This window comes from Paenibacillus sp. FSL W8-0919 (assembly GCF_038003785.1).
Taxonomy (GTDB): domain Bacteria; phylum Bacillota; class Bacilli; order Paenibacillales; family Paenibacillaceae; genus Paenibacillus_AQ; species Paenibacillus_AQ lactis.
Map to the genome: position 1 here is coordinate 3994146 of NZ_JBBOPV010000001.1, position 23105 is coordinate 4017250.

Consider the following 23105-nt stretch of genomic DNA (forward strand, 5'->3'; position numbering starts at 1 on the left):
CAGACGTATTCAATCGCCAGGGCGGCTGAGAAGGGAGTAGGCAGCATTGAGCATGCAGGCAGTAAAAATCGGGTTGTGGTGTAACCGTAATGCAGCAGAATATCATTGGAAGCATGGTCAAAATATATTTCAGCTCTATATCGAAGAAATTCTGTCACATGCCGGCATACCGTATCGGTTATTCGATCAAGCGGAGCAATTGAGCGCATACCGCCCTGATATTATCGTGAACGTGCTTGCTGGCGAGCAAGAAGAGGATTTGGACCGTCTGCTGAAGTGGGCGGAAGAGGGAGCCGTCGTGATCGCCTACGGGGGCTTGAACCGTTTGGCTTCGAGGATGGGGTGCGTCGAAGTCAGCTGCCGCGAAGCGGTGTATGCGGAGGTCGAAGGGATGGAAGCGGTCCTTCAAGGAAAGCTACTGCGGGCACTATGCAGCCAGCCTTGGAAGCCGTTAGCCGGGCATGAGCAGACTGCATCGCCTCTTACAGAAGCTCAAGGAAAACTCCGCTTGGGGAAAGCCGGGAGCGAGCTGGGTGCAGCCTGTTTGGCCTTTCGGGTCGGTACCGGCAAGCTCATTCGCTGGAATGTGGATATCCCGAGCACGATCGTTTATCTTCAGCAAGGAAGAGGGCCTGTGTATCAAGACGGCATTCCTGCCGAGGATGGAACCGGGGGCATAGACGAGGGAATCTTGAAGGCGGATGACGGCATGGAAGTCGACTGGAAGGAGGATCGGGTCAAGACCGATTCGAATATTCCTTACTTTCCGATTCCTTATGGAGACCTATGGCGCGAGGTGATCGTTCACGAGCTGATGAGGGAAGCAGCGGGTCTCGGGCTCACCCTGCCGTTTCTAGATTATTGGCCGCGCGGGATCGAGCAGGTTGCGATGATCTCCCATGACAGCGACTTCAATTCCGAAGAGGCTGCAAGAACGACGCTGGAGCTTTTGAGGGAATGCGGCGTCCGTTCCACTTGGTGCATGATCGAACCCGGATATTCCAGGGAAATGTACGACATGATCGCCGTTGCTGGGCATGAGCTGGCATTTCACTTCAACGCCCTTGAAGCGGAGGGCGGCATATGGTCCCAGGAGGAATTCTCCCGTCAGCTTCAGCATTTGCGACAGGCAAGCGGAGCGGATATCGTATCGAATAAGAACCATTACACCCGCTTTGAGGGCTGGGGAGAATTGTTCCGTTGGTGCGAGGCCGAGGGGATTCAGGCCGATCAAACCCGGGGTCCTAGCAAAAAAGGAAATGTCGGCTTTCCGTTCGGCACGGCGCAGCCGTACTATCCGATCGCATGGGCGGATGAACGCAACCGGCTGTATGATGTGCTGCAAATCGGATTTTTGACGCAGGACCTGGAGCATCCAATGCTTCCGGACATGTCGGTTATTGAGCCGTTCCTTCAAGCTGTCAAGGGCGTGCGCGGCGTTGCGCACTTTCTGTTTCACCAGCAGCATATTCATCGCATCGAGGGTGTGCGGGAAGCCTTTCGGGCTGTTGTCGGTCAAGCGAAGAACCTGGGATACACGTTTTGGACCTGTGCCGAAATAACAAGCTGGGAGCAAGCCAGACGGAACGCGAGATTTTCCGTGGATGCAAGCGGAGCCTTGGAGGCCGGCAATCTGCCGGAAGGAGCGGTCATCCGATATTACCGACATTCATATTCGGATGTAGAAGAAGATTCGAAGCGCGATCGCTATGGGCTCCCTTGCCCGGAATGGAGCGGAATGATCAAGGGCGCTGCCGAGCGGACGCGGTAAAAGGAGGGATGGACAGCATGGAACCACTGGCGCTGGACGGGGGGCCGAAAACCAAATCCACGCCGTTTGCCTCGGGCAAGCGGTTCGGTGCGGAGGAAGCAGAGCAGCTGCTTGAGGCTCTTGAGCAAAATACGTTATTTTATCATTTCGGCCAAAAGGTCAAACAGTTTCTGGCGGATTTCAATCAATTGTATGGAGTCAAGTACAGCGTTGCGACTTCATCCGGAACGGCGGCACTGCATGTTGCGCTTGGAGCGGCCGGCATCTCGGTAGGCGATGAAGTGATCACAAGCCCGATCACGGATCAAGGCAGCTTGATCGGCATCCTGTATCAGAACGCGATCCCGGTGTTTGCCGATTTGGAGCCGCACACCTACAATCTGGATCCGAAATCGGTGGAGTCGCGGATCACGCCGAGGACGAAGGCGATCCTTGTCGTTCATCTAGCGGGCAATCCGTGCGATATGGACCCGATCATGGAGATTGCCGAGCGATACGGTCTGAAGGTGATTGAAGACTGCGCCCAAGCCTATTTGACAAAATATAAAGGACGGCTAACGGGAACCATCGGCGATTACGGCTGTTTCAGCACCAATGACTTCAAGCATATTTCAACCGGCGATGGAGGCATTGTGGTTGTAAATTCAGGGAATGAAGCGGATTATGAGACCACGCATGCCTTTGCGGACAAGAACTATCGCCGACTCGGCACTCAGCTTGACCGGGGAACGAAGTACATTGCACCGAATTACCGGATGACCGAGCTTCAAGGGGCTGTCGGGATCGCCCAAGTCCGCAAGCTTCCGTGGATTTGCGAAAGGCGGAAGGTGATTGGAGACCGCTTGAATCAAATGCTGGCCACCGCGCCGGGAATACGTATTCCCGAGGTTCGGCCGGATGACGAATGCACGTATTGGTTTTATATGTTTCGACTGGAGCTGAACGAGCTGTCTTGCACGAGAGAGCAATTTTGCATGGCGCTGGAAGCGGAAGGCATTCCGAACCGGGCAGGCTATATTCCGCAGGTGTGCTATATGCAGCCGCTCTTTCAGAATCGGCAAGCTTATCTGGGGAGCAGCTTCCCGTTTGATCTAACGGAAACTTCCTATGAACAGGGCCTGTGCCCCGTTGCGGAGAGCATTCTGGAGACGGCGGTGCAAATTCCGATCAGCGAGTTTTATTCGGATGAGGATATCCGCGACATCGGGATGGGCGTCTTAAAGGTCGCGAGCGCATACAGCACGCAGAGTAAGGGGCGGGTCAGCCATGTTGAAGAGTAGTGAGCATTCGGATACGAAGCCCTTTGAGTCCCTCGGCTATCCGGTCCGTGCCGACGAAACACGGTCGGCGGCGGTATGCCGAAACGAAAACGGGGAAGAGCGCGTCGTCATTGCCGCAAGAGGTTATTTGCTCATCGTGGATCCGGATAACGGCAGCTGCCGCCAGCTGCCGTTTCCGGATTTGTGCCGGGAGTATCCTTTTGCGGCAATGAGCACGAGGAGCGGCTTGTTTTGTACGGGAGCCGGAATGTGCTTGTATGTGCTTGACCCCTTCAAATCTGAATACATAGCCCGGTTTGAAGCGCCGTCAGGTGAGGAACACGCGGGTTTTGCATTCGCGGAAGATGAGCGCGGGACGGTCTACGCCACGACGTATCCGGGCAGCTATTTGCTGGGCATGGATGCTGCAATGCAAGAATGCCGGGTCATTGCCCGGCTTGATTCCGACCGGACATATGCGATGACGCTGGCTGCCGGAAGCGATGGATGGATCTATGCGGGACTGGGCACATCCTCTCCAGCGGTTGCCGCCGTTCATGCGGACAGCGGCGAAGTGAAGACGATTACGGTGAACGGGAACGCGGCCCCGGGCAGTGCACAGGTACACCGGGGGCAAGACGGAAGGGTGTATGCCCGGATTCCGAATTCTTCACATCCGTCGGCTGCCGCCGCAGAGAATTGGTACATCATCGAGGACGGCCAAGAACGTCCAATTCCTGAAGCTTCGGTATCTCCTTCGCTGTATCGCGGGGAAGGTTACCGAAAGGTGCATCAGGACCTGAGAAATGGCCGGAGCCTGCTGTCCTGGGAGCTGTCTGAGATGCGAATCTCCATTCAGCACGCGGATGGCACGCGATCGGAGATCCCGCTGCATCATGAAGGCAATGCCGCGGAGCTGTCGCCGATCTTCGCCGGGCCGGATGGCAATCTGTACGGCACCTCCAATCATCCGCTGCATTTCTATCGATTTGAACCGGGCCGCCGCCGAATCATGAACTTTGGCCCGGACATGATTCAAAAGGGGGGCGGAGGCAATATTGCCGCTTACGCTTCCCAAGGCTCCAAAATCATCGGAGCCGCTTATGCCGGCGGGCTGATCCATGTAATAGACACGTCCCGCGATTGGGAGGGGGTTAGACAGCCAGCTTCACCAGGAACCGATATGGTTTCGCCAGGCTTGAGAAATCCCAGACTGATCTATGCTGACAACCGAGTTCATCGTCCGCGCTGCGCGGTTTCCTTGAACGATGGCATTCACGTCTTGTACGGCGGGTTTCCTGGTTATGGAGCGGTCGGCGGGGGTCTGGGCATCGTGAACGTGGAGGAAGAAAGCGTCACGATGCTGGGGCATGAGCAAGTGATCCCCGAGCAGAGCACGGTTTCGCTAACGGTACTCCCTCGATGGGGCGTCATCGGGGGGACCAGCATCGAGACACCGGGCGGGGGGCAGACCTCGGCCAAGGAAGCGGTCCTGTATGCCTGGGACTGGGCGTCCCGTTCCGTTACCGGAACCTGGGTGCCGATAGCCGGCGCCCGAGAAATTTCGGGATTGTGCTCCGGTCAGGGAGGAGATGTGTACGGGATCACCTCGGACAGTATCTTGTTCCGTTTCGATGTTAAGCAAGGTAAGGTTGTAAGCCTGTATGATCTATCCCCGTGGGGGTCCGTCGTCCGAAACGGCATGATGGAGTCTTCCCGCAACGGCATGCCGATTGTTATAGGACTGCTTAGCCGCACCCTATTCATGATTACTGCCGGGTCCGACGAGCCTGTTCGCATTGCGGCTTTGCCCGAGCCGGCAACCTGTGGGCTTGCCCGTATCGGAAACGATATTTATTACGGCGCCGGAGCCGAGCTGTGGCGATTCCATTGGAAGAAGGAGGTGTAAGCTGCCATGAATGAGATTCAGCGATTATCAAATAAAGGGCTTCATGATGTAAGCAAGGTCGCTCCACTGCTGGACGGCGGGGCGACAAAATCGGATTGGGAGGCTAAGCGGAAGCAAATTCAGTCCGTCTGGATGCGCACGCTCGGCGATGCGCCGCTTGAGAATATGTATGATAGCGAAGTGTTAGGTGAGAGCGCATATACGGTACTAAGCGAGAAGGAAGAAGAGGATCATTATTGTCAGTATATCCGGTATGAAACCAAGGACCGGGATCTGGTGCACGCGTACCTTCTGCTTCCCCGCAGCGTGACCGCTTCCGCCCCGCGGCCGGCTGTGCTGGCGCTGCATCCGACGACCGAAGTCGGGAAGTCGGATGTTGCCCTTGCGTCGGGAAGGGACAATCGCAGGTACGGATTGGAGCTTGCGTCTCGAGGCTATATCGTGCTAGCTCCCGATTCCATAACATTCGGCGAGAGAATCTACGAGGGCGAAGGACCCTTTCAAACGGCTCCGTTCTATAAACGGTTTCCTTCGTGGTCGGTTGTCGGCAAAATGCTGGCCGATCATATCCGGGGCGTGGATGTGCTCGCATCCATGAAGCTTGTTCGTCCCGACCGGATCGGTGTTATTGGCCATTCCCTCGGCGGATATAACGGCTGGTTTCTGGCAGGCATGGATTCGCGGATCCGGGCGGTTGCCTCCAGCTGCGGCTTCTCCATGTTTCAAGGAGATCCGGAACCGAACCGATGGGGGCAGCGGGATTGGTTCTCGCATTTTGCCGGCCTCACCGAGGTGATGAAGCAAGGGGACCCGCCGTTTGAATGGCATGAGATCGCAGCACTGGCTGCTCCGGTGCCGATGTTTATGTGGTGCGGCATGAGAGATGCCATTTTCCCGCATTGGCTGGACAACACGCTCGGGCTTGCCGAGCTCATGAAGCTATACCGCGGTTTGGGCCGCGAGGCTGATTTCGAATGCTGGCTGGGGACGGAAGGACATGATTTCCCGCCGGATCTACGTGAAAGAGCATACCGTTTTCTTGACGCTCATTTGCTGATTTAAGGAGCTGCAAGTCTGAAATGACAATGATTGGAATCCTTATGTCATGCATGTTATACTGATATTCATAGACATGTATAGGAGCGGTATATATTGTTACGTAGAAGAAATGAATTTCATGAACGCTATGAGCGTTTCTTGCAGGATCTCAGGAATGAGATCGTAAGCGGGACACTTGCGCCGGGAGAGTTTATTTTACCGGAGAACACATTGAGCCAGAAATACGAAATGAGCAGGGTCTCCATCCGTAAGGCGCTTGATGAGCTTGTCCATGAGGGGCTAATCGAGAAGATTGCCGGCAAGGGCAATCGCGTCAAGCTTCCGGACGAGGACCGAACGTCGGTCGTTATTAAGCTGGCCTGGTTCTCCACTTCCTATGAGATTGAAATCGTGAAACGAATCATTGCATCCTTCGAGAAGAAATACCCGTTCGTTAAGGTGGAGCTGATGCTGTATTCGGAGGAGAACTATACCCGCACGCTTATTCATTCGATGGATGAGGAGCAGGGACCGGACGTATTCGTCATGTCCGAAATGCACTCCAGAGAATGGGTAGAGAGCCGCCGTACCGACCTTCTGACCGGCTATATTCCCCCTCATCTGCTTGAGGAAGGAGTCAGCTATCCGGAAGTTTTCCCGCTGTTCCAGCAAGGGGAGCAGATGCTGGCGGCGCCATTCATCTTCTCGCCTGTCGTCATCTGCTTTAACCGGTCGATTTTCGAGAAATACGGGATCAAGGAATACCAGCCGCTCGAGAGCTGGGACGACCTGCTCCGCGTGGCGAAGCTGTGCACGAAGGCACCGGATGAGGACGGGATGGTGGAGCATTACGGCTTCTGCTTCTCCGCCTCGTCCAACCGCTGGCCCGTCTTCCTGCTCCAGAATAATGGACAAATCATGAAGAGCGACCGCAGCCGCAGCACGATGGCGAATGAGAATAACATTCAAGCATTGGAGTATTGCCTGTCCCTGATGTATAAGGAGCATGTTTCGCCGATCTACGCGCATGGCAGCAGTCATTTGGCGGAGGGACTCTTCATGAAGGAACGGGTGGCCATGATCATGTCGACGTATTACTTCATGAACGAGTTCCGCGATCATTCCATCGCTTGGGACGTGATGGAGCTTCCGCGAGGCAAGCAGCCGGCTACGCTTCTGCTCGGCGGGGGGCTTGCGATCAATGCGCGCAGCAGCCATCGGCAGGTAGCCGAGAAGCTGGTCGATTATATGACAGGCGATGAGGGGCAGCGGCTGATCAAGCAATACGGATGCACGATTCCTGTCCTTCGGTCCGCTGCGGAGGACGATGCACTGCTTGACCCGGCCATTCATCCCGAGCATTACAACTGCTACCTGGATGTGCTGCCACATGCCTATCCGCTGCATACGCTCAATTTGACGCAGTCCGAAATCGAATTGCTATTTGATGAGCTGAATCTGCTGTGGGCGGGAATGGAGACACCTGCGGATACCTGCAGCCGAATGGAGTCCCTGTTTAATGAGCGGCTTGAGGCATCCGCCGTTAAACCATGAATGACCTAATTACGGGCATACTATGAATTCGCTGTGAATGTTTCATTATAGATCACGCGGGTATATATATCCTAAGTGGGGAGTGGAATTGATCATCACCAGACGGATAACATGACGTATTGTCAGCTAACCGAAAGGATGTTGATACCCATGGACAACAGAGTAGGGAATGAGGAAGGCCACGCCTGAATCGTTCCCAAGGAACACCTTGAGTAGCAATTTTAATATTGCGTGAGATGGAAAACCGCTTCCCGCTTTACAAAGCTCTGCGAGAGACCTCGCGGAGTTTTTGTATTTTTCTGGGATATAAGGGGCATGGGGACCGGCAAACTGTTCACACAATTGAGGGAATACACGAGGTCCGTCCGGTATTTCCTATGATATACTAGTGAATTGGATACAATGGGAAAGTGGAAGCAAAGCGAGACAGGGGTAACGATTTCAACTTTACATATTTCGAGGTGTATTTCAGTGACAACTACCGTAGTTATAGGCGGAGGTATTACCGGTCTGTCCACATTATATTATTTGAAGAAAAAGCTGCAGCATGCCGGCCGTGACATGAAGCTGGTGCTGGTCGAGGCCGGCGATACGCTGGGGGGCAAAATCCGTACGGTCCATGACGGTGAATTTATTATGGAGACCGGCGCGGATTCCATCGTAGCCCGCAAAACCAATGTAGCTCCGCTCCTCGAAGAGCTCGGCTTGACGGATCGAGTGGTATACAATGCCACGGGAACGTCGTTTATTTATACGAATAAGGGATTGAAGAAGATCCCGGATGAAAGTGTGTTCGGTATACCGCTTAGCCTGAAGTCCTTGGCCGAGAGCGAGCTTGTGTCCGCCGAGGGAAAGGTAGAGGCTCTTAAGGACTATTATATGCCGAACGAGACCTTCAGCAAGGACGATTCGCTCGGACAGTTTTTGGAGGCGTTTCTTGGCAAGGAGCTTGTTCGTAACCAGATTGCTCCCGTGATATCGGGTGTGTACTCCGGGGAGCTGCATGACTTGACGATCGCTTCAACCTTCCCGTATTTGCTGGAATACAAAAATACCTATGGAAGCATCATGGGAGGACTGGCTGAAAATCGCCACAAATACTTAGGCTCCGGCAAGAAGTTCCTTTCCTTTAAGAATGGAGCTTCCGAAATCATAGATGCACTGGAAACGCATCTTTCCGATGCGCAAATCCTTAAAGGCGTTCAGGCATCGAAGCTGGAGAAGAAAGGGAGCGGCTATACCGTTTCTCTGGCGGACGGTCAGAATCTGGAGGCGGATTACGTTGTACTTGCCACGCTGGGCTCGTCGGCAAAAGAACTGCTGCCGGAGCCGAAGCTGGCTGAAGAATTTGATCAGCTGCTTACTAAGTCGCTGATTAGCGTTTACCTCGGATTTGATATTGAAGACAATGAGCTTCCTTATGACGGGACGGGTTTTATTACGGCTAAGGATACGGATCTGAAATGCGATGCCTGCACGTGGACGAGCCGGAAATGGGAGCATACCTCAAGCCAAAAGCGCCTGCTGATGCGGCTGTTCTACAAGAGCTCCAGTCTCCATTACGACGAACTGATCCGCATGTCCGAGGACGAGTTGAAGCAGGTCGCATTAGACGATATCAAGCGGAGCCTAGGGATTGATGCGAGCCCGGTTACATGCGAGGTCACCAAATGGCAGGGTAATATGCCGAACTATCACTTGAAGCACCGCCATGTGGTTAAGTCGCTGGAGGAAGCAATGGCAAGGCATTACCCTAACGTGCTGCTGGCCGGATGTTCGTACTACGGCGTCGGCATCCCGGATTGCATTGCGAACGGGGAGCGCACGGCTGGTCTAATTATGGAACGGGTGGAGGACTCGTTTCGAGGTTAATATCTTTAGACACAAGCATCATGCTCTTACACCCCAGTGAGAAATCGTTCGCTGGGGCTTTTTTTATGTAAGTACAGGTTGAGCTTGGTTAGTAAGAAGGCTTGAGCATCAACTTCAAATTTATCGTCAGACTAATTTTCCCCTCATAGCTAACCTTTTGGCTGCTAGATACGTTTATTACCATAATCAGTGAATTGGCTCGGTCGGACATCACATTAGCAGATCCCGAAAAGCGTGTACATCGAGCGGATAAAATCTATAATATGGTTAAAGCAAATGAAGTCTGGAAAATAGCATCGATACGAACTAGTTTTGCAGCCTTGCACGAAAGGAAGTGCTTCAAGTGACGATCTATATTGCACTGCTGAGGGGTATCAACGTCGGCGGACACCATAAAATCAAAATGGCCGATTTAAAAACGCTGCTCGAGGGCCTCGGTCTGTCCCGTGTCCAGACGTATATGCAGAGCGGTAATGTATTGTTTGAATCGCCCAAATCTAAGACCCAGCTGAAGGAATTATTTGAGAATGGAATCCGCGAGGCCTTCGGTTACTCCATTTCGGTCATATTTCGAACAGGGGAGGAAATGGAGGACATCATTCGGAGCTGTCCTTTCTCGGAAGCGATGATACAGGAAGCGGATGAAGCTTCGGCTTTCGTCAGCTTTTATGTAGGAATGCTGCCGGATGTCCCTTCGCAGGAAGAAGTGGACAAGCTCGTTGCAGCTGCGAACGAGGAAGAAACGATCCGTTGTATAGGCAGCATTAAGAAAAGCGCCAGAGATTCGAAGCTGACCAATCAGCTGCAGAAGCTGAGCGTGCCGGTTACGATGCGCAATTGGAAGACAACGAACAAGCTGGCACAGCTGGCGGCAGCGATGAAGCCTTAATGGATGTCCGGAGTTTGAGATGATCGCTTTGCGTGACCAGATGCACTGAATATCTCTTATTTAGGCATGTCGCATTGTCAAAAAAATTGAATAGACCTGATTCATTCCTGGTGGAGCGGGTACATTTATAACAAGTGGGAAGTGGAAATGTCAATCGACGGACGGAAGAACAGAAATGTCATTCCGAAAGGAAGTTGATTCGCCATGAACACTCGTAAAAGGAGAAGAAGAGCGAGATTTCTTCGTTACTTCTCAGGCAAGGCACCCTAGCAGTTGGAAAGTAGCTGCATAGTAATTAAGGAATATTGACCGCTTCCCACATAAAGATCCTGCACATATTGTCGCAGGATCTTTTTTTGCGTGTATACGGAACGGGTTGAACGGTTGAAGGAATCGAAATTGATGGCTGGTGGTTCACTATTGAAACTCTTGGATTTGTTTGAGCACATTCATTAGATCATCAAGATCTCCAATAGTAGCAGAGACATTGAACAGATGATCGTTCATCAATAAATGTGCGGCTTTTCTATGTTCACCATCCAAATATACAACGGTATGACCATTGATATCGGTAACTTCTGTCGGTTCTTTATAGAAGCCCTGTATGGTTTCAATGGTATTTCCCTTGATAGGCACCTGATTTACAACAATCTCAGCACCATTTAACGATTGGTATCTTGCGAAGAAATGAAACTCGCCAGGACCAACTTTATGAGCAGTGATAGGAGTAAGTTGTTTCATATCAGGAGTGTCACTGGTCTGTGCAGAACTTAGATCTGCAGGAGCAGTGTCTTTAAACGATTCAGGAATACGCACATCAACACCTTCTGGAAGCTGAGAAAGGTCAACCCTGTTGTCTTGCACGTCCGGATCTGGCGGAACAACTGTTTCTTGACCGTTTGTCGCGGTAATTTCTTTATTTTGATGTATCGTATTGTCTTCTGTGACCTTAATTTCTTTCGCTACTTCAATCAAGTACTCCAGAGACACATCCTCGTAAACGGAAACTACGATATATACGTGTTCATTCGTTACAAGGTGGACTGTTTTTCTTGGGCTTCCATCCTCAATGACAGCTTGGAAACCATGGATATCAATGACGGACAGTTCAGTTGGATCGTAAATGCTCAAATTTTTAAAATAGTCAATAGACACATTTGGAGAAAGATCTGCTTGAAGTAACCGAACTTCCGACCCACTTTCAAGAGCATAGATTACTTGAATTTCATTATTTGTGCCCCAATCCGTTGCACGAGCCAATACCAATTCCTTAATAGGATTGCTCGAGGTGATTCGATTGGTGTGAAACATTGCTCGATCTGCCAAATCTAAAGGGATATGCAGGTCTTCATATGAGCTATGCTCAATATTCACAGTAACCGGCTTAAGCGGTGCAGGAAGTTCGTTTGCAGTGGAAGTATTTTCTATAACGTTACTCTCCATTTCAGCCGGTATCGTCTCAGATATGCTGCTATCCTGTACCTTGGTTTCAAGCGATTGCTCTACGGCGCTATAAGCATAAATGGAAGTGCTTGCTCCCAGAGCAGCTGCTATTCCTATGGAAAGCAGAATGGATTTTTTCATGGATTCACCCACCTAGTATTTATTGAACGGGGCTTATTCCAAAAAAATAAGTAGTTTTGGAATTAAGTTATAAATATAAACACCTAAACCAGATCAATAGTTAGGCAGCTTTGGGAAATTTATGTATTTAGCATGAGACAATTTCGATATAACGCGAGAAATACTTTAACACTCCCTTAACAGTAGTCGGAAAAACTATAAATGTAATAATACGAAAGCAAATACGCTACGCACATCAAGTAGACTTTTATGCACGGAATCACCGGAAGAAATCCGAAGATGTCCTGTTCAAAAGAACTAGTAATTTCGTTGGTTACTGAGACTTTCTGATCATTTATCAAAATTTACATAAAGTTGTTTAAATAGACGCTGAAATATGCAATTATGAATCTGGGAGGTGATGAATTTCAGATATGCCTAGGATTTGATAAGCGGGCGAACAACCGGTCAAATCCAATCCACGTGATAAGCGAGGGAATCATTGTGTAAGCGCTTTAAAAATTTGGAGATCCCATGGAGACCTGGAGAATTGGGAAACTGAATTGATTGTTCACTACATCATTTTAGGAGGTTTTCCATGTCAAAGATCGTTAGGAATCGTTGGTTGTCATGTCTCTTGATCGTAAGTTTGGTGATGTCAGGATGGTTTGCTTCAGGCTACGGACAAGCTTCGGCCAGACCGGGCCAACCATCAAGCGGGATGCCGGTGCTGTTAATCACGGAGCTCGTGCCGGATTCGACAAATGTAGGTACGGCGGACGGCTACGAGTTTATCGAATTATACAACAACACGGATCAAGTGATCGATTTCAGTCATTACAAGCTTCGGTACCGCTACTTAGAGAGTGATACCCTTTGGGCGCATGTTCCCGATGAGGTAATGATTGAGCCTGGAGGCACGCTCGTCTTCTGGATCATCAACGGTCAGAACAATCAAGCAACGGTCGACGATTTTAATCGAAATTACGGCACAAATCTGACGGAAAATACCGATATCGTTAAAATATTCTCCGGAGGCATGTCCAACTCCCGTATGAGGGAGCTGGTCGTTGTCACGAACACCGGCCGTCCGGTGGTGTCTGCATTCTATAATGACGGAGAAGTTCAGAATGAAGAGGACCTCGGCATCTTTTATAAATACCCCGAGGACGGCAGCATCAAGATGCAGCGCATCTCCTATCGTGAGCACAAAGCGACGCCAGGCAGTTTGCAGCATTCCATCGTTCCTTCGGAGCCGGTGCATGTTCAAAATTCCAAGCTTCCTTCCGTCGTGAATCGTACGGAGACAAGCGTCGTTTCGCCGGGGGAAGACGTGGACATTGCCGCGGAGCTTAGCAGTGATTACCCGATAACTACATTAGCGCTTTCGTATCGGGTAGACGGGGAAGAGGAAGTCAAGGTCGTGCAGCTTCAAGAAAGCGAACAAGGTTACCGGTATACCATTTCGTTCCTTGAGCTGCTGGGACATCACAAGCTGGAGTATTTCTTTACGGTGTCCGACTCGTATAAAGAACAGAACAGCAGGATGTATAAGGTTGATCTGACAGGCAGCTCTGCAAAAGAGCGACTGAACGTAAAAGATAATGAGTTGCTTGGCGGAACGGCCTATATCCGCGGATCGTCGGATCGGGTGCCGGCACAAGAGCTCGAGCTCTATATCGACGGGAAGCTGGTGCAGGGCGCACCGGCTATGGAGTTCCCCGCATATTTTGTCTTTGAGGGCGACGGTATCGACGATGGCGTCAACACGGTAACGATCGGCAAGGATGTGCTGCACCGGACCGAGCCCGATATGGATGGCTACCAGACGATCGTTGTACCGATTGAGCCGGAGCGGCTGTCCAGCGGCCTCCAAACCATCACCCTCAGAGCGGGGGATAATGACAAGACATATTTCGAGGACGATAAGCCGACAGGCAACATGGACGATTTTAACGCCCGCAATGTCCGGCTCCTGCTGAGCGATGGAACGGAGCTTCGTGACCCGAACTACAGCGACCCGGCTCTTGTGCATGATCTGGGTGATGACGGCCGGTTTCTGCCTTATGTCGATTTCACCTTCGATATTCCGGCAGACCGATTAACCGCAGTATCGTATGCTTGGGATACGACACAGGCAGCGGACGGACCCCACAACGTCATGCTGAAAGCCAAAAAGAAAACCGCAACAGCAACAGTGCTGGTGGACAATGCAGGGCCAAGCATTCTTCCGAGTGTTGAAGAAGGCAAGGAGTACAAAGGAAGCTTCACCATCGATGTGACCGCGAGTGACAGTGTATCCGGAATTGATACGCTGCAGGCCAAGCTGGACGGTCAACCGATTGATGTTCCTTATGCTACCTCTTCCGCAGCATTACAACCGGGAGCACATCAGCTGGTCGTTGCTGCAGCCGATAAGGCCGGCAATCGTTCGGAACAGACCGTCACCTTCCATACGCCGCAGGAGCACCCTAACGCGCCTGTTCCCGTGTCTCCTGCAGATGGGGAGACTGTTGACGGATTACAGCCGGAGTTAAAGGTTCAGGTAAGTGACCCGACAGATGATGAGCTCAAAGTATCTTTCCACCAGGCTTACCGTTACGACTCGCTCAGTGAAGGACGGGTTACCGTATCCAAGCATGCCAGCGATGAGGAGCCGCCGAAGGTTCGGCATCCGGAAGGCGAGGAAGCGCTAAGCCAGGAAGAGCTTGAGCGGATTTCGAAATCCAATGACGAGTATGTTACGTTGGATTCGACGTCCAAGTTTCCATACTTAAGATTTAATGTAGAGCTGGAGCATGCGGTTGAACCTGGCGATCAGGTAGAGGTGGTGTGGGAAGGGCATACGGTTGCCGGCCGGAAGGTGACGATGTATGCCTGGAACCATGCTGCCGGCAAGTGGACGGAAATTACGAAGCATATCGCGGCTTCGGAGGATGACTTTACCCTTCGCGGGGAACTGGCGGCCTCGGAATACATTAGGGATAATAAGGCGGACATCATCGTTCAGGACGAAATCCCATCCCGCGGCGATTATGACTATACCTTCGTATGGGTGTCCGACACGCAATTCCTGACCGAGCTGTATCCGCATATTCAGCAGCAGCAGTTCGATTGGATCGTAAATAATATCGATGAGATGAATATGAAATATTTGTTCCACACCGGCGATATCGTGAATGATCCGTCTGCCCAGTATCAATGGGAGCGTGCCGACGGATACATGAGCATGCTGGAACAGGCGGATCTGCCGCACGGCGTCCTGGCTGGTAATCATGATGTCGGCAGCTATGATTGGGATTATACGACATACAGCCGATATTTCGGAGAGAACCGCTATAAGGATCAGCCATACTATGGCGGCTCCTATAAGGACAACCGCGGTCATTATGATCTTATCTCCGTTGAAGGCAACGACTTCATCATGATGTATATGGGCTGGGGCATCGAAGATGAGGATATTGCATGGATGAATGAGGTGCTGGCCGAGTATCCGGATCGCATCGCATTCCTCAACTTCCACGATTACCTGCTGTCGAACGGTACACGCTCGGCCGTAGGCAACAAGCTGTATGAAGAAGTCGTTGTACCAAACCCGAATGTCGTTGCCGTCTTGAGCGGACACTACACGGGCGCGAATATGCTCAAAAGCGAATTGGACGATAATGGCGACGGCACGCCGGATCGTACAGTCTATCAAATGCTTGCGGATTATCAAGGACACGCCGAGGGCGGAATGGGTTACTTGCGATTGCTGCACTTTGATACCGAAGGCGATCGAATCATCGTGAACACGTATTCGCCATACCTGGATAAGTATAACTACTATACGAAGCCGGGCATTGACGAATTCACGATTGATCTGGATCTTGAGCCGAAACTGAAGCGTGTTGCTACGGACTCCATTCAAGTGAATCATTTGAAGGGGACTGCGATCGGCACGCCTCAAAAGGCTGCAAGCGGTGCGGAAGTCGCACAGAGCTGGGAAGGGCTTGAAGCGAATGGAACGTACTCTTGGTATGTCGTGGCCGAAGACGAGTTTGGCGGCAGAGCCGTTTCCGACGTTTGGACGTTTACAACTACCGGTGAGTCGTCCAAGCTTGCCGCTCCATCCAAGCTTAAAGCGCAGAAGGTGACCACTTCCTCGGTTCAGCTTGAATGGGAGCCGGTAAAAGGCGCGGAAGATGAGACCATCCGATATCATGTATACATGGACGGCGAACGAAAGGCTACTGTTACCGACAGCGTATATGAGATAACCGGACTTGCTCCGGAAACGGCGTATAAATTTACCGTCACGGCAGTGAATGCCGAGGATATCGAATCACAGCCGAGTGAGCCGTTAACCGTTAAGACAGCAGCTGAAGCAGGTGCCGAGGCTGAAAAGGGAGCTGAAGCGGGGGCAGGAGCCGAGGCTGAAGAGGGAACGGAAGCGGAAGCAGAAACCGGGCTTGAGGAGGGAACCGAAACTCACTTGGAAGAGGGAGCAGCTGTTGGAGAAGGAAGTTCGTCTATTTAATAAAAAGATGTCTTCCCCGGCAGGTGCAACCGATTCTAGGGATCGTACAGCACTAAATGCGATTCATGCGCTGTTCGGCACAGCATAGCGCCGGAACCCCCAATATCCGATAATCCGGTGGCGGATTGTAAAACGTGGCATAAATCAAGGCCCTGTAATATTAAAATTACAGGGCCTTATTTTTGTTCAGGCAATCGAACGAATTCATAACACATAATGCTTACTGTGCGAAGTACTGAGATTCGCTTCAAACATGTTGTCGATTTCTGGTTATTGCAGTTTACACCCAGCGGCCGCCGCGGAAGACCGGCTCAATCGTGCCGTCTTCGAGCACGCCGTCAATATCGAGCTCCGCGGATCCGACCATGAAGTCCACATGGGTTAGGCTGACATTGGCTCCGCGCGCAACAAGCTCCTCCTTGCTCAGCTTGGTTCCGCCTTCGATGTTAACCGGATAGGCGCTGCCCAGTGCAAAGTGGCAGGAAGCATTTTCATCGATTCCGGTGTTGTAGAACACGCGGTTCAGCTTAGAGATCGGAGAATCATGCGGGACGAGCGCCATTTCGCCTAAATAGGAGGCCCCGTCATCCGTTTCGAGCAAGGTGGTCAGATGTTCGCGGCCGGCTTCAGCATCATACTCGACCACTTTGCCGTCCTTGAAGGTCAGCTTCAAGCCTTCTACCAGACGGCCGTTCAGATTGAGCGGCATGGTGCTGGTGACCGTTCCATTGACCCCGGTGCGATGGGGCATCGTATAGATCTCTTCGGTCGGCATGTTGGCAACGAAATAGACGCCGGACTCATTCTCGTCGCCGCCGCCGAGCCAGCGATAGCCTTCCGGCATATCGATCTGAAGATCCGTGCCCGGAGCGCGGTAGTGGAAGCTCTTATAGCGCTTGGCATTCATGTGGTTCTGCTTCTCCTTCAGCTGCGCGATATGCTCGCGCCATGCGGCAACCGGATTGTCGCTGTATACCCGGTTCATCCGGAATACGGCATCCCACATCGCCGGGATGCGCTCTTCCTCCGGCAGATCGGCGTATACCTTATCGGCCCAGGCGCGGGTCGGCGCTTTAATCAGGGACCAGCTGATTTTGTTATTCCGGACGTAGGCCTGGTATTTCTCGTTCGCCACCGCTGCGGCTTTGACGGCAGTGGATACTTTGACGGAGTCGATGCCCCGGAACAGCTCAGGATCCGGCACCTTGATGCGAAGAATCGCGCCGCCGCCTGCTGCGAGCTGCTCCATCGCGTCAGCCTGCCACTGCGGATAGTACCCGAAGGAATCGGCCGGTGCATGCTCGTACCGGATTCGGGTGACCCTCTCGTCGTCCCAGTCGACCTGCACGTACTTGGCGCCGGCATCATAGGCCTTGGCAACGATAAGCCGGGTCAAGTCTGCCGTTTCAATTGGTGCGTTGACGATCAGAACCTGGCCGGGCTGTATGTTAACGCCAACCTTCACGACCAGTTCCGCGTACTTCTCCAAATTTTTCTCGAAATTGTCCATATGTAGAAGCCTCCATTTCTGATGTGCACTCTTATTCTACCACGATGCGGCGAACGCTAGCACCGTTCACATCCCAACTTATAATCATCTTGATAAAGTGTGACACTCACCTGTCATATATCCCCCTGTACACTGTCCTTAGTAAAAGTTGAAGCTTATTCGAGAAGGAGTGTATGAGAAGTGAAAAAAGAACAAACCAGCCGGCTATCCGTGGTGCTTGCCGGTCTTCTCCTCAGTATTTTGATGGCGTCGATGGACAATACGATCGTGGCTACAGCGATGGGCAATATCGTCGGTGAGCTGGGCGGGCTGGATCATTTTGTATGGGTCACCTCGGCTTACATGGTGGCAGAACTGGCCGGCATGCCGATCTTCGGCAAGCTGTCGGATATGTATGGACGCAAAAGGTTTTTTATCTTCGGGATGATCGTGTTCATGCTGGGCTCGGTCCTTTGCGGCACGGCGGGTTCGATCACGGAGCTGGCGATTTACCGGGCCGTTCAAGGCATTGGCGGCGGTGCGCTAGTGCCGATTACGTTCGCGATCATGTATGATACGGTTCCGCTTGAGAAGCGGGGCAAGCTGATGGGGCTGTTCGGTACGGTGTTTGGTTTATCCAGCATTTTCGGACCGCTTGCAGGCGCTTATATCACGGATCACATCGCTTGGCAGTGGGTCTTTTATATTAATCTGCCCCTGGGCGTTCTTGCGTTCCTCATGGTCACCGGGTTCTACCGGGAATCGCATGCCCGTTCCAAGCAGCCGATTGATTGGGCTGGCGCTGTTACCCTGCTGACGGGTGTCATCTGTTTCATGCTTGCGCTGGAGCTGGGAGGCAAGGAGCTGGCGTGGGATTCGTGGATGCTGCTAGGCTTGTTTGCGGCAGCGGCGGTAATGCTCGTCCTCTTCATATTGGCGGAGAGAAGGGCGAAGGAACCGATCATTTCATTCGGCTTGTTCAAAAATAAACTGTATTCGACCAGCGTACTATGCGGATTGTTCAGTGGGGGCTCATTTATCGTGGCATCGGTTTATATCCCGATATTTGTGCAAGGCGTGCTCGGCGGAAGCGCCACGAGCTCCGGACTCGTTCTGCTTCCGATGATGCTCGGCTCCGTCATTACCGCGACCGTTAGCGGTTTTCTGATGACCAAGGTACCCTATCGCAACATTATGATTCCGACCCTTGTGTTGTTTGCGGGCGGGATGGTGCTGGCTTCCACGTTGACGGCGGAATCCGACAGATTCATCGTTACCTTGTATATGATCCTGATCGGTCTTGGCATCGGCGGCTCATTCTCGGTGCTTAGTACGGCCGTGATGCACGGTTTGTCTTATACCAAGCGCGGGATGGCAAGCTCAACCTTTAATTTTACGCGCTCCGTCGGAATGACGATTGGCATTACGGTATTTGGCCTGATCCAGAGCAGGACGTTTCAGCAGTCGCTGACAACCGGGGAAGGAACCAAGGATCTGCTGAAGGAAGGGTTATCGCTCTCGGACCCGCATGTCCTCCTTTCGCCGGATACCCGCACCCTCATCCCGACGGATCTGCTGAAGCCCATTTCGGAACAGCTCGCTTCCTCCATCGCCGCCACATTCGCCTGGGCGATCATTCCTGCCGTGCTGGCGCTGACTGCAGCGATGCTGATGGGACCGAAGAAGCTGGATGCAACAGCCGAGGTTAAAGATGAGACGGAGGTTTACCCTGGAAAGGAGAAGGGGGCTGCCGAGGATTCCGATCGAATGTTAGGAGGCCCCGTGCCTGAAGCCACACATTAACGGAATAAATATATGAGTTGACATCCATCCATTTGTTCAACTTATATATTTAACGAATACAGCTGAATGTAAACGTCTTTCAGTTATAACGAAGACTGCCCGCCGGATCTGTGATCCTGCCGGGCAGTCTTTTTTTAATATAGGGTCAGCTCTTAATTGCCCCGGCGGCAATATCCGAAATAAACTGCTTGCTGATGAACAGAAACATCACGATGAGCGGAATGACCGCGAGCAGCGTACCGGCGATCACCATGGAATAGTCGGTGGTATAGATGCCGTTCAAGGAAGAGAGCGCCACCTGAAGCGTGAACTTGTTCTCATCGTTCAGGATGATGAGCGGCCACAGATAGTCGTTCCAAACCCCGATGAACGTAAAGGCAGCCAAGAATGACAATGCCGGCCTTAATATCGGGAGCGAAATATTCCAGTAGAGGCGGAAAAAGCCGCAGCCATCGATTTTTCCGGCGTCCAGCAGCTCGGACGGCACGGACTCCTGGGCATACTGCCGAATCCAGAAAATCCCGAACGCATTGACCATGCCCGGGATGATCAGCGCTTTATAAGTTCCCACCCAGCCGAATTCCGCCATGATGACAAAGGACGGCACGAGCGACAGCTGAGCCGGAACCATCATGGTTGCGAGGAGCAGGACGAACAGCCATTTTTTGCCGGGAAAATTAAATTTTGCGAAGGTAAAGCCGGCGAGTGAATCAAAGAACAGCACCAGCAGCGTGCAAGCGGAAGCGACGAACAAGGTATTCCAGAAGGCTCCGAAAAAGTCGATGCTGCTCAGAACTCTTGCGATATTATCGTAAAGATGAGGGCCGAACCACAGTTTCGGCGGAAAGCTGTAGATTTCCGAAGTGGTGCGTGTCGCCATGACGAGAAGCCAATAGAAGGGGAAGATTGACATGATCAAACCGGCGATTAACCCGAGATGCAGCAATATGGATTTCCATTTCAGCATGAGATTCACCCCTATCATCAGTCATTGGAAGGCTTGCCTTGAACCATTCGCCAGTTCAGGATCGAGAAGAGCGCAATCAGCACGAACATTCCCCAGCCGACAGCAGCGCCATACCCGAAGTAGTTGTGCACGAATGCCTCCCGGTACAAATACAGGACGATGGTGAGCCCGCCGCCGCTGACACCGCCGTCATTGCCTACAAGCACCTGCGGTTCGGTAAAGACCTGCATGCCGCCGATCGTCGAAGTGATAACCGTAAACAGAATGATCGGCCTGAGGTTCGGGATGGTAATTTTGAAGAAGGCCTGGATTCCCGAAGCGCCGTCGATTTTTGCGGCTTCGTACAGCACGGACGGGATGCTCTGCAGCCCTGCCAAATAGATGATGGCGTTGTAGCCTACCCATCTCCAGATCACCATAACGGAGACGGCAAGCTGGATTCCCCATGTTTTGTTCAGCCACTCGACGGAAGGAATGCCAAAAAGGGATAGCACGTAGTTAAGCAGACCATAATTGTTGGAGAACAGCGTTCCGAAGACGATGGCGACGGCAACGAGCGAGGTGACATTGGGAAGAAAATAGCCGATTCGAAAAAAAGTCCGAAAGCGCACAAACGCTGCGTTCAGCAGGAAAGCGATGATCAGCGCGAAGAACAGCATCGGGATCGTCGAGTAGACCCAGATCAGCAGGGTGTTTCCGACTGCTTTCCAGAACTCGGGATCGGTCAGCATGAATTGATAGTTATTCAGGCCGTTAAAGGTCATTTCTCCGATGCCGTCCCATTTCTGAAACGACAGGAACATCGAGAAGGCGATCGGGAACAGACCGAAGATGGCAAATACGATGAAAAAGGGCGAGATGGCCAAGTACTCCTTACGATGCTTCCATATCTCAGACGTCAACCGATGCTTGGGCCGGGGATGACTAGGAACAGCTTTTTGTTCCGGAGGAGCAGGGTGATTCAGCATGGAATTCTTCATCTTGTGTTTACCTCCCGTAATCCGATGGGATATGCGTGTCCGCGGTGCAGCCGTGGCGATTCTTTACGTATCGGGGCCATCAGCGCAGAAGCTCCTTCTTGACCCGCGCGAGCGCGTCGTTCCAGGCTTTATCCGGGTTCTTGCCTTCCAAGGCGACGGAGGAAAGCTCCCGGCTGACAATGCCGTTCAGATTGCCGTGTTTACCGCCGAAATAGGCTGGCTTGACGTTCATCGCCGAGGCGGAGAAGATTTCACCCGTCGCCTGGTTCCCGAAAAACGCCTCCGGCTTGCTCATCACAGGGGCGTCCAGCGCCTTCGTAGCGGAAGGGAACAGATTCATCTTATCGAAGGATTGAATCTGGTTCTCCGGATTTTGAATCCAGCGGATGACATCAAACGCTTCCTGCGGATATTTGCTCGTCTTCATGATCGCCAGGAAGGAGCCCCCGTTGTTGCCGTCGCCGCCCGGCGCCCGGGCAACTCTCCATTTGCCCGACGTATCCGGAGCAGCCTGCATCAGGATTTCTTTCATCCATACCGCCCCGACAAAGGAAGCGATCCGCCCGTTATTCATCGCGGCATTCCATTCGGAGGACTGGGTGCTGGCATTGGCGCTCAGCTTCATCTCAGCCGCTTTCACCGCCAAATCCCATGCCGTTTTCATGGAGGAATCGGCTGTATCCCCGATAAACGTATCATCAGGATTAAAATAGATCCGGTCCGACTGGGCGTTTACTTGGTTATAGATGTTATTGATGTTATCCAGCATTTTTACTTTATTATCAAAATGCTCCTGCAGCTTCTGCCCGGCCTCGAAATACTGATCCCAGGTCGCCAGCTGCTCATGGACCTCATCCGGATCGGATGGGAGGCCTGCCTCCTCGAACAGATCCGCACGGTAGAATAGCGCTGTCGGCCCCGTGTCAATCGGAAGCGCTATCATTTCTCCTTCTGGAGTTACGCCGAGCCTCCACTTCCATTCCAGGAAGTCCTGCTCGATTTGCTGCGCTCCCAGATCATACAAGTCATAGAAGCGGTCGGAGCTTGTAAACAGCTCGGCAACCCAGTCATTAAAGGCGACAATGTCCGGTCCTCCCGAACCGGCAGCGAGCGTTGTTTTGAGCTTGGATTTGAAATCGCCTCCGATTTTTTGGGCATCGATTCGGATGCCGGGAAATTGCTGCTCTGCTGCTTTGAACAGGTCGTCGTCCAGGCTTCGGTTCCAGTACCAGAGCGTAAGCGTTTTCGTTTTCTCCGTCGGTGTCGTACCGGCGCAACCGCTGATCACCATGATCAGCATGAGTAGTCCTAAGCTTACCGTCCTGCGAATGTTCACGATCGTCGGCCTCCTAACGCGGTGAAGTCGTTGATGATTAAATAGTATTCAGCTACCTCGCTCATGTGAGCAAAAGTAAGGTTATTACTTATATAAATAGTAGACGAACCCTTGAAACATTCCATATGGAGACATAAAACGAATTGATTTAGAGAA

14 protein-coding genes are annotated in these 23105 nt (G+C 52.1%); 9 read left to right on the top strand and 5 right to left on the bottom strand.

What is annotated here, in order from left to right:
- Positions 1-52: 52 nt before the first annotated feature.
- The 7 genes from NST44_RS18210 to NST44_RS18240 all read left to right on the top strand — a co-directional run bounded on the left by NST44_RS18210 (position 53) and on the right by NST44_RS18240 (position 10292).
- A complete protein-coding gene (locus NST44_RS18210) occupies positions 53-1771 on the top strand; it encodes a hypothetical protein (RefSeq protein ID WP_340901449.1) in 1719 nt (572 codons plus the stop codon).
- A 17-nt stretch (positions 1772-1788) separates the two neighbouring features.
- Positions 1789-3051, top strand: a complete 1263-nt coding sequence (locus tag NST44_RS18215) for a DegT/DnrJ/EryC1/StrS family aminotransferase (RefSeq protein ID WP_028407160.1) — start codon at positions 1789-1791, stop codon at positions 3049-3051.
- Positions 3038-4939 carry a hypothetical protein gene (locus tag NST44_RS18220; RefSeq protein WP_340900333.1) on the top strand — a complete coding sequence of 634 codons (1902 nt, stop codon included), beginning with the start codon at positions 3038-3040 and terminating at the stop codon, positions 4937-4939. Before NST44_RS18215 ends, NST44_RS18220 begins: the two co-directional genes overlap by 14 nt.
- 6 nt (positions 4940-4945) lie before the next feature.
- Positions 4946-6001 carry an alpha/beta hydrolase family protein gene (locus NST44_RS18225; protein ID WP_028407158.1) on the top strand — a complete coding sequence of 352 codons (1056 nt, stop codon included), beginning with the start codon at positions 4946-4948 and terminating at the stop codon, positions 5999-6001.
- Between the two features lie 90 nt (positions 6002-6091).
- Complete coding sequence (locus NST44_RS18230) at positions 6092-7531, top strand: extracellular solute-binding protein (protein ID WP_210095212.1); 1440 nt, start codon at positions 6092-6094, stop codon at positions 7529-7531.
- 471 nt (positions 7532-8002) lie between these two features.
- Entirely contained in the window at positions 8003-9403 is a 1401-nt protein-coding gene (locus NST44_RS18235) for a protoporphyrinogen oxidase (protein ID WP_210095211.1), read from the top strand.
- 343 nt (positions 9404-9746) lie between these two features.
- A complete protein-coding gene (locus NST44_RS18240) occupies positions 9747-10292 on the top strand; it encodes a DUF1697 domain-containing protein (protein WP_251537575.1) in 546 nt (181 codons plus the stop codon).
- A 417-nt stretch (positions 10293-10709) separates the two neighbouring features.
- On the opposite strand, the gene NST44_RS18245 is transcribed toward NST44_RS18240, so the two are convergent.
- Positions 10710-11876, bottom strand: coding sequence for a hypothetical protein (locus NST44_RS18245; protein ID WP_251537574.1), 1167 nt, complete (start codon positions 11874-11876; stop codon positions 10710-10712).
- A 577-nt stretch (positions 11877-12453) separates the two neighbouring features.
- Here NST44_RS18245 and NST44_RS18250 point away from each other — a divergent pair.
- Positions 12454-16374 (top strand): fibronectin type III domain-containing protein, encoded by a 3921-nt coding sequence (locus tag NST44_RS18250; RefSeq protein ID WP_340900336.1) that lies wholly within the window; start codon positions 12454-12456, stop codon positions 16372-16374.
- 280 nt (positions 16375-16654) lie between these two features.
- On the opposite strand, the gene NST44_RS18255 is transcribed toward NST44_RS18250, so the two are convergent.
- A complete protein-coding gene (locus tag NST44_RS18255) occupies positions 16655-17884 on the bottom strand; it encodes an aminopeptidase (RefSeq protein ID WP_144868812.1) in 1230 nt (409 codons plus the stop codon).
- A 180-nt stretch (positions 17885-18064) separates the two neighbouring features.
- Here NST44_RS18255 and NST44_RS18260 point away from each other — a divergent pair, with 180 nt between their 5' ends.
- Positions 18065-19666, top strand: a complete 1602-nt coding sequence (locus NST44_RS18260) for an MDR family MFS transporter (RefSeq protein ID WP_340900337.1) — start codon at positions 18065-18067, stop codon at positions 19664-19666.
- A gap of 145 nt (positions 19667-19811) precedes the next feature.
- Here the strand turns inward: NST44_RS18260 and NST44_RS18265 are convergent, their stop codons facing one another.
- The 3 genes from NST44_RS18265 to NST44_RS18275 form a co-directional block, all read right to left on the bottom strand.
- Entirely contained in the window at positions 19812-20633 is an 822-nt protein-coding gene (locus NST44_RS18265) for a carbohydrate ABC transporter permease (RefSeq protein ID WP_040738704.1), read from the bottom strand.
- A 17-nt stretch (positions 20634-20650) separates the two neighbouring features.
- Positions 20651-21613: a carbohydrate ABC transporter permease gene (locus NST44_RS18270; RefSeq protein WP_007130278.1), complete on the bottom strand. Its 963-nt coding sequence runs from the start codon at positions 21611-21613 to the stop codon at positions 20651-20653.
- A gap of 79 nt (positions 21614-21692) precedes the next feature.
- Entirely contained in the window at positions 21693-22949 is a 1257-nt protein-coding gene (locus tag NST44_RS18275) for an ABC transporter substrate-binding protein (protein ID WP_251537562.1), read from the bottom strand.
- Between the last annotated feature and the right edge of the window lie 156 nt (positions 22950-23105).

What these genes read in the sequence shown, in the direction of transcription:
- NST44_RS18210 (WP_340901449.1), top strand. Translation starts at nt 53, where the DNA reads ATGCAGGCAGTAAAAATCGGGTTGTGGTGTAACCGTAATGCAGCAGAA.
- NST44_RS18215 (WP_028407160.1), top strand. Translation starts at nt 1,789, where the DNA reads ATGGAACCACTGGCGCTGGACGGGGGGCCGAAAACCAAATCCACGCCG.
- NST44_RS18220 (WP_340900333.1), top strand. Translation starts at nt 3,038, where the DNA reads ATGTTGAAGAGTAGTGAGCATTCGGATACGAAGCCCTTTGAGTCCCTC.
- NST44_RS18225 (WP_028407158.1), top strand. Translation starts at nt 4,946, where the DNA reads ATGAATGAGATTCAGCGATTATCAAATAAAGGGCTTCATGATGTAAGC.
- NST44_RS18245 (WP_251537574.1), bottom strand. Translation starts at nt 11,876, where the DNA reads ATGAAAAAATCCATTCTGCTTTCCATAGGAATAGCAGCTGCTCTGGGA.
- NST44_RS18250 (WP_340900336.1), top strand. Translation starts at nt 12,454, where the DNA reads ATGTCAAAGATCGTTAGGAATCGTTGGTTGTCATGTCTCTTGATCGTA.
- NST44_RS18255 (WP_144868812.1), bottom strand. Translation starts at nt 17,884, where the DNA reads ATGGACAATTTCGAGAAAAATTTGGAGAAGTACGCGGAACTGGTCGTG.
- NST44_RS18265 (WP_040738704.1), bottom strand. Translation starts at nt 20,633, where the DNA reads ATGCTGAAATGGAAATCCATATTGCTGCATCTCGGGTTAATCGCCGGT.
- NST44_RS18270 (WP_007130278.1), bottom strand. Translation starts at nt 21,613, where the DNA reads ATGAAGAATTCCATGCTGAATCACCCTGCTCCTCCGGAACAAAAAGCT.